At 71.7% G+C, this 10,295-nt stretch carries 11 protein-coding genes and 1 pseudogene; 5 read left to right on the forward strand and 7 right to left on the reverse strand.

Features of this window, described 5'->3' with window-relative positions; all coding sequences use genetic code 11:
* The 3 genes and pseudogenes from trpS to I53_RS04525 all read right to left on the reverse strand — a co-directional run.
* Positions 1 to 480, reverse strand: a pseudogene (gene trpS / locus I53_RS04515) (tryptophan--tRNA ligase); the annotation flags it as partial.
* 93 nt (positions 481 to 573) lie between these two features.
* Entirely contained in the window at positions 574 to 1,335 is a 762-nt protein-coding gene (gene nth, locus I53_RS04520) for an endonuclease III (RefSeq protein ID WP_083935967.1), read from the reverse strand.
* 202 nt (positions 1,336 to 1,537) lie between these two features.
* Positions 1,538 to 2,281: a GyrI-like domain-containing protein gene (locus I53_RS04525; RefSeq protein ID WP_043347148.1), complete on the reverse strand. Its 744-nt coding sequence runs from the start codon at positions 2,279 to 2,281 to the stop codon at positions 1,538 to 1,540.
* A 194-nt stretch (positions 2,282 to 2,475) separates the two neighbouring features.
* Here I53_RS04525 and dapF point away from each other — a divergent pair, with 194 nt between their 5' ends.
* Both dapF and mtaB read left to right on the forward strand, forming a co-directional pair.
* Positions 2,476 to 3,363: a diaminopimelate epimerase gene (gene dapF, locus I53_RS04530; RefSeq protein WP_043347151.1), complete on the forward strand. Its 888-nt coding sequence runs from the start codon at positions 2,476 to 2,478 to the stop codon at positions 3,361 to 3,363.
* On the forward strand, positions 3,363 to 4,583 hold the full coding sequence (gene mtaB, locus I53_RS04535; protein ID WP_043347154.1) for a tRNA (N(6)-L-threonylcarbamoyladenosine(37)-C(2))-methylthiotransferase MtaB: 1,221 nt from the start codon (positions 3,363 to 3,365) through the stop codon (positions 4,581 to 4,583). Before dapF ends, mtaB begins: the two co-directional genes overlap by 1 nt.
* Here the strand turns inward: mtaB and I53_RS04540 are convergent.
* Positions 4,553 to 5,254, reverse strand: a complete 702-nt coding sequence (locus I53_RS04540; protein WP_043347155.1) for an RluA family pseudouridine synthase — start codon at positions 5,252 to 5,254, stop codon at positions 4,553 to 4,555. The two genes, mtaB and I53_RS04540, sit on opposite strands and share 31 nt — an antisense overlap.
* Positions 5,255 to 5,311: 57 nt before the next feature.
* Between I53_RS04540 and ftsY the strand changes: the two genes are divergently transcribed.
* A complete protein-coding gene (gene ftsY / locus I53_RS04545) occupies positions 5,312 to 6,664 on the forward strand; it encodes a signal recognition particle-docking protein FtsY (RefSeq protein WP_043347158.1) in 1,353 nt (450 codons plus the stop codon).
* A 130-nt stretch (positions 6,665 to 6,794) separates the two neighbouring features.
* On the forward strand, positions 6,795 to 7,409 hold the full coding sequence (locus I53_RS04550) for a septation protein A (protein WP_043347159.1): 615 nt from the start codon (positions 6,795 to 6,797) through the stop codon (positions 7,407 to 7,409).
* A gap of 3 nt (positions 7,410 to 7,412) precedes the next feature.
* On the opposite strand, the gene I53_RS04555 is transcribed toward I53_RS04550, so the two are convergent.
* The 3 genes from I53_RS04555 to I53_RS04565 are packed head-to-tail and all read right to left on the reverse strand — an operon-like array spanning position 7,413 to position 8,974.
* On the reverse strand, positions 7,413 to 8,027 hold the full coding sequence (locus I53_RS04555; protein WP_043347162.1) for a DsbE family thiol:disulfide interchange protein: 615 nt from the start codon (positions 8,025 to 8,027) through the stop codon (positions 7,413 to 7,415).
* Entirely contained in the window at positions 8,024 to 8,167 is a 144-nt protein-coding gene (ccmD, locus tag I53_RS04560; protein WP_043347163.1) for a heme exporter protein CcmD, read from the reverse strand. The genes I53_RS04555 and ccmD overlap by 4 nt, the downstream gene beginning before the upstream one ends.
* A gap of 9 nt (positions 8,168 to 8,176) precedes the next feature.
* Positions 8,177 to 8,974, reverse strand: a complete 798-nt coding sequence (locus I53_RS04565; protein ID WP_043347165.1) for a heme ABC transporter permease — start codon at positions 8,972 to 8,974, stop codon at positions 8,177 to 8,179.
* 513 nt (positions 8,975 to 9,487) lie between these two features.
* On the opposite strand from I53_RS04565, the gene I53_RS04570 reads away from it, so the two are divergent.
* Complete coding sequence (locus tag I53_RS04570; RefSeq protein WP_043347166.1) at positions 9,488 to 10,162, forward strand: hypothetical protein; 675 nt, start codon at positions 9,488 to 9,490, stop codon at positions 10,160 to 10,162.
* Positions 10,163 to 10,295 lie beyond the last annotated feature (133 nt).

The following is a 10,295-nucleotide window of genomic DNA, read 5'->3' on the forward strand; positions in this document are numbered from 1 at the left end:
GGGTCAGCTCCAGATGCTGCTTTGGTCCTCGCCCACGGGCACGTGCGTCGCCCGGTAGGCCAGGATGTCGGCGGCCATCAGCACCGGGTAGTCGTACAGCCGAATCGAGGCGTTCTCCCGGTCCTGCCCGGCCTTCTCCTTGAACTGGGTCATGCGGTTCAGCCAGCCGAGGCGGGCGACGCAGTTGAACACCCAGGCGAGCTCGGCGTGCTGGGGCACCTGGCTCTGGTTGAATACGATCGAGCGCTTCGGATCGATTCCGGCGGCGAGGAAGGCGGCCGTGACCTCGCGGATCTGGCCGCGCAGGGCCTCCGGATCCTGCCAGACGGTGATCGCGTGCAGGTCGACCACGCAGTACAGGCACTGCGCGTCGCGGTCCTGCATCTCCACGAAGCGCTTCACCGCTCCGAGATAGTTGCCGAGATGCAGGTTGCCGGTGGGCTGGACGCCCGAGAAGACCAATTCGGTGAACGCGGCCATCGGCGCCGATCCTGAGCAAAGATAGACCGGGGCTCCGCGCCGTCCGGGCGCGGGGTTACTCGCACCCGTAGGCCGGAATGGTCAAGGACGCGCTCACGGCTCCCGCACGGGGCGCTTCGCGCTGGGGCAGAGGTCGGTCAGGACGCAGCGCCCGCAGGCGGGCCGGTGATGGTGGCAGACCTGCTGGCCGTGCAGCATCAGGATCTCGTGATTGTCGTAGAGATCCTGCGCGCTCCACGCCGCGGGCAATTGCCCCCGCAGGATCGCGTGCGCCGGGCCGACATCGACCCGCGGGCCGATCAGCCCGAGGCGCTGGGCGACCCGGTGATGGTGGCTGTCCACCGGCAGCGCCGGCATCCGCAGGGTGGAGAACGACAGGACCGCGGCACTGGTCTTCGGCCCGATCCCGGGGATGGCCTGCAGCCACGCCCGCGCCGCCTCGACTTCCATGTCGGCCAGGAAGGCGAGGTCGAGGGTTCCGCACCGGTCGCGCAGGGCCCGGATCACGTCGCGGATGCGCGGCGCCTTCAGCTCCGGCCATGTCACCCCCGCGATGGCGGCCTCGATCTCCGGCACGTCCGCGTCGATCACCGCCTCCCAGTCCGGGAAGCGTGCCCGCAGGGCCTTGAAGGCCCGGCCGGATTCGGCGTTGCGCGTCCGGTGCGACAGGAGCGAGGAGACGAGTTCGCTGACCGGATCCAGGCTGTGGAAGTACGGGATCGGGCAGCCGTAGACCGGGCAGAGGCGCGCGTGGATCGCCAGCGCCTTCTCGGCGAGGGCGGGATCCATGGCGTTGGGGGCCGCCTTGCGGCGCGGAGGCGGGACGGTCCCGGTTCTGAGGTCGGTGGCGGGCATGTCGGGCGAATCCGCGAGCCGACGCCCCTGTTCCTGCCGGGGCGGGGCAGCGGCGATCTGTCCGATCTCCGCGCATGCGCGTCAGGAACGGGCGATCGGGTGCCGTGCACTCCTCCCTTCCCCGCAGAGGGGCGAGAGGCGGCGGTTGCGGCCGGTTCTCCGGCGCGGGATCGGTCCGCGACGTCGGCCGATCTGCCGGCCCCTACTTCACCAGCGCGTAGATGTTCACGTCGAGGTTGTCGTCGGTACCGTCCTTGAGGTCGGTGGCGTATTCCTCGACGAACCGGTCCTGCACCACGATGTCCTTGGCATCGAGATAGGCGGTCAGGGTCTCGTAGGTGCTGTCGATCGACTCGTAGGAACCCTTGTGGGCAAAGCGCAACGCCTTGCCGGAGGGCGTCGTGCCGAAGCGCAGCCCGTCGGTCTCCGCCGGCGCCGGGTTCGGCGCGGCCGCCACCGGAATCATCGCCTCGAACTCGAAGCCGTCATCGTCGGTCCGGGTGAAGACCGCCAGCGGCCGGCCGGCCGGCGCGACGCCCAGCTTGGCGAGGTCGGCCTCGATCCGCGCGAAGGCCTGCTTCAGGTTCGGCACGGCCTCCTCCCATTTGGTCTTGCCCGACAGGATCGCGGCGGGCTTCGACGGCAGGGTGACCTCGTCGACGTCGCCGGGCTCGCCGGCCTTCTCGATGAGCGTCGGACGCGCGGGCGTTCCCACCGCGGACTGGCCCGCGGGCGGGGGCGCCACCGATTGCTGGGGGGCCGGGGCCGCGCTCTTGTCCGGATCGGCCACCGGGTTCGGCGCCGTCGTCGTCGGCAGCGGGTTCGTCTGGGCCGGCGCGGGTGCCGTGGAGGGCGGCGGCGCAGGCTGCTGCTGCGCGGCGATCGGGCCGCCGGACGCGAGCACGAAGGCGGCCGAGAGGGCGACGAGCGGACGAAGGCGGATCACGTGGGGCGCTCCGGTCGAGGCCCGCGGATGATCGCGCAGGCTCCCGCCGCGTAACCTAGTGGCGAACGTGACGGCCCGCGAGGGCACCGCGGACGAGAGCCGCGGGTGCGGCGCATCTGCCACGCTGCTGCACCCCTCGCGCCGGGCGGTCGCTTTTGCGATATAGCCGGCCCCTCCTCGACCTGCGGGACCGCATGAGCGCACTCGCCCACAGACGCTTCCTGAAGATGCACGGCGCCGGCAACGCGATCGTGGTGCTGGACCTGCGCGGCTCCACCGCGACGGTGCGGCCCGAGGAGGCGCGGGCGATCGCGCAGGATCCCGGCTCGGCCTTCGATCAGCTGATGGTGCTACACGATCCCGTGAGCCCGGGCACGGACGCGTTCCTGCGGATCTACAACACCGACGGTTCGGAATCGGGCGCCTGCGGAAACGGCACGCGCTGCGTCGCCTACGCGATGCTCGACGATCCGGCCATGGCCCGGCCGGCCGAGGGCGGGCGGCTCACCCTGGAGACCGAAGCGGGCGTGCTCGGCGTGCGCCGCGTCTCGGAGCGGGCCTTCACGGTCGATATGGGCCGGCCGCGTCTCGCCTGGGACGAGATCCCCCTGTCGGAGCCCTTCCCGGACACGCGCCGGATCGAGTTGCAGATCGGCCCGATCGACGATCCGATCCTGCACTCGCCGGGCGCGGTGAACATGGGCAACCCGCACGCGGTGTTCTTCGTGGAGCAGGATCCGGATTCCTTCGACCTCGCGCGGATCGGTCCGATGCTGGAGAACCATCCGCTGTTCCCGGAGCGCGCCAACATCTCCGTGGCGCAGGTGACGGGCCGCGAGACGATCAAGCTCCGCGTCTGGGAGCGCGGCGCCGGGCTGACGCTCGCCTGCGGCACCGCCGCCTGCGCCACCGTGGTGGCCGCCTCGCGCCTCAAGATGATCGGCCGGCAGGCCCAGGTCGCGCTGCCCGGCGGCGAGCTGTTCATCGAGTGGCGCGCCGACGACCATGTCCTGATGACCGGCCCGGTCGCGCTCGTCGCCGAGGGGACCCTGGCGCCGGAGCTGTTCGACAGCGCGGCCTGATGGCGGTCGAGACCCTCACCTTCGGCTGTCGCCTCAACACCGTCGAGTCCGAGGCTCTGCGGGCCCATGCGGCCGCGGACGGCCGGGACCGGGTGGTGGTCAACACCTGCGCGGTCACCGCCGAGGCCGGGCGGCAGGCCCGCAAGGCGATCCGGCGCATCGCCCGCGAACGGCCCGGCGCCGAGATCGTCGTCACCGGCTGCGGCGCCGAGGTGGACACGGAGGCCTACGCGGCCATGCCGGAGGTCGCGCGCCTCGTCGGCAACGCCGAGAAGCTGCGGCCCGAGGGCTGGTCGGCGGCCGCGACCGGACCGGGGGCCGTCATGGCGGCGCGGATGGCCGAGCCGACGCGGATCGAGGCCATGGCCGGGCATACCCGCGCCTTCGTGCCCGTGCAGAACGGCTGCGACCACCGCTGCACCTTCTGCGTGATCCCGTTCGGACGCGGCGTCTCCCGCTCGGTGCCGGTGCCCGATGTGGTCGCGCAGGTGGAGACCCTCGTGGCCCGGGGCGGGCGGGAAGTGGTGCTGACCGGCGTCGACCTCACCGCCTATGGACGGGATCTCTCCGGGCCGTCCCTCGGCGGTCTGGTGCGGTCGATCCTCCGGGCGGTGCCCGATCTCCCGCGCCTGCGCCTCTCCTCCATCGATTCCGTGGAGGCCGACGACGCCCTGCTCGCGGCGATTGCCGAGGAGGAGCGGTTGATGCCGCACCTGCACCTGTCGCTGCAGGCCGGCGACGACCTGATCCTCAAGCGCATGAAGCGCCGGCACCTGCGCGCCGACGCGATCCGCTTCTGCGAGACCGTGCGGCGGCTGCGGCCCGACATGGTGTTCGGCGCCGACCTGATCGCGGGTTTTCCGACCGAGACGGAGGCGCAGTTCGCCCGCTCCCTCGACCTCGTGGCGGAGTGCGGCCTGACGCACCTGCACGTCTTCCCGTATTCCCCGCGCCCCGGGACGCCCGCCGCGCGGATGCCGCCGGTGGCGGCGGACGCGATCCGCGCGCGGGCGGCGCGGCTGCGCGCAGCCGGTGCCGACGCCCTGCGGCGGCACCTCGACGCACAGGTCGGGCGGCGGCTGACCGTGCTGGCGGAGCGCGGCGGCACCGGGCGGAGCGCGGATTTCACCGCCGTGCGCCTGTCAGACGCGCCTGCCCCCGGCACGTTCCACAGCGTCGCGATCGCGTCTCACGACGGGGCGCGGCTGATCGCGGCCTGAGCCGCGAGCGGCGCCACGGCCTCGGCGATGTGCGGCGGCGGCGGGGCCGTCACCGTGATGGCGTCGCGCTTCGGATAGAGCGGGATCGACAGGGTCCGCGCGTGCAGGTGCAGCGCGCTGCCGCGGGGCGCCCCGCCGTAGATCGCGTCGCCCAGGATCGGCCAGCCGGAGGCGGCGCAATGGACCCGGAGCTGGTGGGTGCGGCCGGTCACCGGCTTCAGCTCCAGCCATGTCCGCCCCCCGGCGCGGCCGAGCACCCGCCAGTGCGTCAGCGACGGGTCGCCCGCCGGGTCGGCCTTCATCCACCAGGAGCGCGGATCGTCCGAGCGGCGGGCCAGCGGCAGGTCGATGCGGCCGGCCTCCTCGGCGGGGCCGCCCTCCACGATCGCCCAGTAGGTCTTGTCGACGCCGCTGCCGGAGAACAGCTTGCCGAGCCGCGCCAGCGCCTTGGCGTGGCGGCCGAGCGCGAGGCAGCCGGAGGTGTCGCGGTCGAGCCGGTGCGCGGCCTCCGGGCGGCGCGGCAGGCCGAACCGCAGGGCGTCGAGGTGATCGGTGAGCGTCTCGCCGCCGCGGGGGCCCGGATGGACCGGTAAACCCGCCGGCTTGTCGATGACGAGCAGCAGGGCATCGCGGTAGAGGAGGCGCGCGCCTATGTCGAAGGCGTTGGACATCCGGATCGGCTAGAGGGTCGGTGTCGGCGGGGCAAGGTGGGGCGAGGACGCGATTTCATGGCGAGCGAGGAGAAGCCCGGCTGGTTCGGACGCCTGTTCGGGCGCAAAGGCCAGCCCGCGCCCGAGGACAAGCCGGAAGACAAGCCCGAGGCCGAGCTGCCCCCGGAGGCGGCCTCGCCCTCCGAGGGTGAGCCGGACTTCGCCACCGCCGCGGAGGATGTCGCGCATGTTCCGCTGCCGCCCGAGGAGACCGGGGAGCCGGTCCCGGACGTGGTCGAGGGCGCCGATCTGCTGCCCGTCGCGGGCGAGCCCGAGCGTCCGCCGGCCGGCACCGCCGGCGACGACCCCGCGCACGGGGCCGACCCGGTCGATACCGGTGACGTGAACCGGGAGCCGGTGGTCGCGCCGATGCCCGACATCCAGCCGGTCGACAGCGCCGCTGCCCTAGCCCACGACGCGGGTGCCGGGCCGGACCGCGAGCCGGAGGCCAAGGGCTGGTGGAGCCGGCTCACCTCGGGGATGAAGCGGACCTCGTCGGCGCTCTCCGAGCGCGTGACCGGCCTGTTCACCAAGCGCAAGCTCGACGCCACCACCCTGGAGGACCTGGAGGACGCGCTGATCCAGGCCGATTTCGGCGTCGAGACCGCGATGCGGGTCTCGGAGGCCGTCGGCAAGGGCCGCTACGAGAAGGGCATCTCGCCGGACGAGGTGCGGGCGATCCTCGCCGCGGAGGTCGAGCGGGCGCTGGAGCCCGTGGCGGTGCCGCTCGCCATCGACGCGAGCCGGAAGCCCTTCGTGATCCTCACCGTCGGCGTGAACGGCGCCGGCAAGACCACGACCCTCGGCAAGCTCGCCTCGAAGCTGCGGGCGGAGGGGCGCACCGTGATGCTGGCGGCGGGCGACACGTTCCGGGCGGCGGCGATCGACCAGCTCAAGGTCTGGGGCGCGCGCACCGGCACGCCGGTGGTGAGCGGCGCGCAGGGGGCAGATGCCGCGGGCCTCGCCTTCGACGCCCTCAAGCAGGCCTCGGCCGCCGGGACCGACGTGCTGCTGATCGACACCGCCGGCCGGCTCCAGAACAAGACCGGCCTGATGGCGGAGCTTGAGAAGATCGTCCGCGTGCTGCGCAAGCAGGATCCGGAGGCGCCCCACGCCACGATCCTCGTCCTCGACGCCACGGTGGGCCAGAACGCCCTCAGCCAGGTGGAGCTGTTCTCGCAGGCCGCGCCGGTCTCGGGCCTGGTGATGACCAAGCTCGACGGCACCGCCCGGGGTGGCATCCTGGTGGCGCTGGCGGCGAAGTTCGGCCTGCCGGTCCACTTCATCGGCGTCGGCGAGGGCGTCGAGGACCTGGAGCCCTTCGCGGCCCGCGACTTCGCCCGGGCCATCGCCGGGCTGGAGAAGGATTAGGACGCGGGCGCCCGCCGATCTTTGGTGCGCGATGTCATGGACATCGCGCGCTCGGCGTACCACACACCCCGCAAATCCCGTTCGACGCTCCCGGCCCACCGTGAGCGCCGCAGCCGAGCCGACCGAGCGTATGCAGATCGAATCCGTCCCCCCGCACCGCCACCTGCCGCCGCTCGTGAAGCTGGCGCTGGAACTCGGCCCGCTGGTGCTGTTCTTCCTCGGCAACGCGTATTCCGAGAAGTTCGGCGTCGCCCCGGACCAGAAGCTGTTCGTGGCCACGGGCGTGTTCATCGCGGCGACCGTGGTGGCGCTGGCGATCCACTACGTCATGGTGCGCCGCCTGCCGATCATGCCGCTCGTGTCCGGCGTGGTGGTGGTGGTGTTCGGCGGCCTGACCCTGGCGCTGCAGGACAAGACCTTCATCATGGTCAAGCCGACCATCGTGAACGCCCTGTTCGGGACGGTGCTGCTCGGCGGCCTCCTGTTCGGGCGCTCGCTGCTCTCGGTGGTGCTCGATTCGATGTTCAGCCTCACCGAGGAGGGCTGGCGCAAGCTCACCTTCCGCTGGGGCGTGTTCTTCTTCGTGCTGGCGGCGCTCAACGAGCTGGTGTGGCGGACGCAGACGGAGGATTTCTGGGTGAACTTCAAGGTGTTCGGCATCATGCCGATCACCGTGCTGTTCGCCTTGGCGCAGACGCCGCTGCTGACCCGCTACGAGCGCAAGACCCCGCAGCCCGAACTCTAGGGTCTACTGCGCTGCCGCGACCTTGCCGGCGGCGCGGATTCGCGTGAGCACGCTCGCGAAATTCTCAGGCGTGAGGATGCCGACGAGCTTGTCGCGGATGATGCCGTCCGGCCCGATGATGAAGGTTTCGGGCACGCCGTAGACGCCGAAATCGATCGCCGCCCGCCCTCCGGCATCGGCCCCCACCGCGCTGAACGGGACCCCGTGCCGGGCCAGGAAGCGCTGGCCAGCCTCGGGGGTCGGCTCCTTGTAGTCGATGCCCACGAGCCGGATGCCGGGCTCCTTCGCCAGGCGCATCAGCATCGGGTGCTCCACCTGGCAGGGCGCGCACCAGGAGGCGAAGACGTTGAGCACCGTGATCTGGCCCTTCAGATCCGCGCTCGACAGGCCGGGCACGGGCGCGCCCCCGGCGGTCAGCCCCGGCACGGCGGGCAGATCGAACTGCGGCACCGGCTTGCCGATCATCGCGGAGGGCAGGGCCGCCGGATCGGCGCCGGAGCGCAGGCGCAGGAACAGCACGGCGGCGAGCGCCGCGAAGGCGAGGGCCGGCACGATCAGCAGCAGCGAGCGGCGGACCGGCGGCGGCCGCCCGGTCGCCTCGTCGAGGGGCGCGGTCATCGCCGATCCTCGCCGAAGCCCTTCAGGGCACGCAGCTGCGTCCGGCGATCGCGCAGGGCGTTGCCGACCAGGGCGACCATCACGAAGGCGGTGAAGGCGTAGGCGAGCAGGATGAAGCCGCCGTGAGACCCGAGATCCATTGCGGCCCCCTAGACCGGTTGGCCCACCGGCATCGCGGCCGGTGTCGGAGTGATGTGCGGCTGGGCGCGGTCGAGGCGCTCGGCCTCGCGGATCGTCAACGTCCGCACCCGGCGACGCATGATCTCGGTGCGCATCGTGTAGAGATGCAGGGTGGTCCCCCCCAGGGTCGCGGCGCCGATCATGACCAGCAGCGGGTAGAGCATCGAGGGATCGATGGTCGAGCCGCCCATGCGCAGGATCGAGGCCGGCTGGTGGAGGGTCGACCACCAGTTCACCGAGAACTTGATGATCGGCAGGTTCACGGCCCCGACCAGGGTCAGGATCGCCACCGCGCGCGCGGCACGGTTCGGATCCTCCAGCGTGCGCCACAGGGCGATGATGCCGCAATAGATCAGCAGCAGAATGAGCATGGAGGTCAGGCGGGCATCCCAGACCCAGTAGGTGCCCCACATGGGCTTGCCCCACAGGGAGCCGGTCACGAGGCAGATCAGCGTGAAGGCCGCCCCGATCGGCGCCGCCGCCCGCTGGGCGACGTCGGCCAGCGGGTGGCGCCAGACCAGGGTGCCGATCGCCGACACGCTCATGGCCCCGTAGAAGAACACGCCGAGCCACGCCGCCGGGACGTGGACGTACATGATCCGCACGGTCTCGCCCTGCTGGTAGTCGGGCGGCACCACGAAGAAGGTCTGGTACAGCCCCAGGGCCAGGACGGCGAGCGACAGGGCCGTGAGCCACGGCACCAGCGCGCCCGACCAGCGCATGAAATGGCTGGGATTCGACAGGCGGGTCCAGAGGGAAGGCGTCATCGCGGCAGCTGTCTCGGACATCGTGGAAGCGGTCTAGCCTAGGGTGCGGTGCAGCAACAATGCGGGACGGCGGCGCAGGCGGCGGGGTCGCCGGAATGTGGTCGCAGACGGTGCCAACGCTGACGGGGCGTCGGAGCCGACGCGCTCCTGGACGATCGCGTCGACACCCAACCGTCTTCTTGGGACATCCGCGACGCGCCCCCTCTCCCGTGCGGGAGAGGGGATCCGCGCTACGCCCACACGCGTCTAAGCCTCCCAGCGTTCGCCGGTCTGGAAAGTATCGCTATCTCGAGCTTCCTGTGACCGCGCCTGTTCGAGGCGTCCCGGGCCATGCCCCCGGCGCCACCGGCGCGCGGGGACGATGACGCATGCCCGCAACCGCAGGTTTTGGCGTCCGAGCCTTGCGCATCGCGGGCAGATTGCGCATATAGACGTGAACAAAAAGAGAACGAAAGAGCGTCCCCGAGAAAAGCTGTGGACGACCCGCCTCCCTCCTGACGGAACGAGCGCTTCATGCGAACCGCCGACAAGCAGATCGCCGACATCCTCGTCCGCTACGGCGAGCCCTTCGGGGGCAACGTCTGGCGCGTTCAGGGGACCGCCGTCATCTACCACAAGACCCTGGAGCGCATCGCCGCCCAGGCCGGCATCGTGTTCGAGCCGCCGACCGTCATCCGGGCCGAACGCGACGAGGCCGTGATCCTGGTGACCGGCCGCCTGCCCGGCGCGAAGCCCGGGACCGAGCGGGTCGAGTGGTCGATGGGCGAGGCGCTGGTCAACGTGAACTACCGCGTCTCCGGCAAGCAGGCGGCCTACGTCTACGCCATGGCCGAGAAGCGCGGGAAGGACCGCGTCATCCTCAAGCTCATCGAGCTGCACGGTCTCGTCTACTCGGAGGAGGAGGCCGACGAGTTCCGCGCCCACCAGATCCCGGTCCGCGCCGTCGACGAGGATTTCGAGGAGGCGCCCGCCTTCGACGAGGTCACCGAGGCCGAGGGCGACCTCAAGCGCCGCATCGACGAGGCCGCGACGATCAACGCGGTCACCGACCTGATGCTGGACGGCGCCACCCAGGCCGTCCTGACGACGATGCCGCCCGGCACCCGCGACGAGGTGCGCGACTACGCCAAGGCCCGCCTCGTGGCGCTCGGCTGGCCGAAGCGCGCCGGACGCCGCAGCGCCGCCTGATCCCGCTTCCACCCCACCGAAGGAGACCGCCATGCATCGCGCGACGAGCCGCCGCACCATGAAAGCCCGCCGGGATTCCCCACACGGCTGGAGCATCGAGACGCTGTCCTACAGCCCGACGCGGATCGTGCGC

Origin of the sequence: Methylobacterium sp. B1 (assembly GCF_000333255.1) — a bacterium.
Lineage (GTDB): Bacteria > Pseudomonadota > Alphaproteobacteria > Rhizobiales > Beijerinckiaceae > Methylobacterium > Methylobacterium fujisawaense.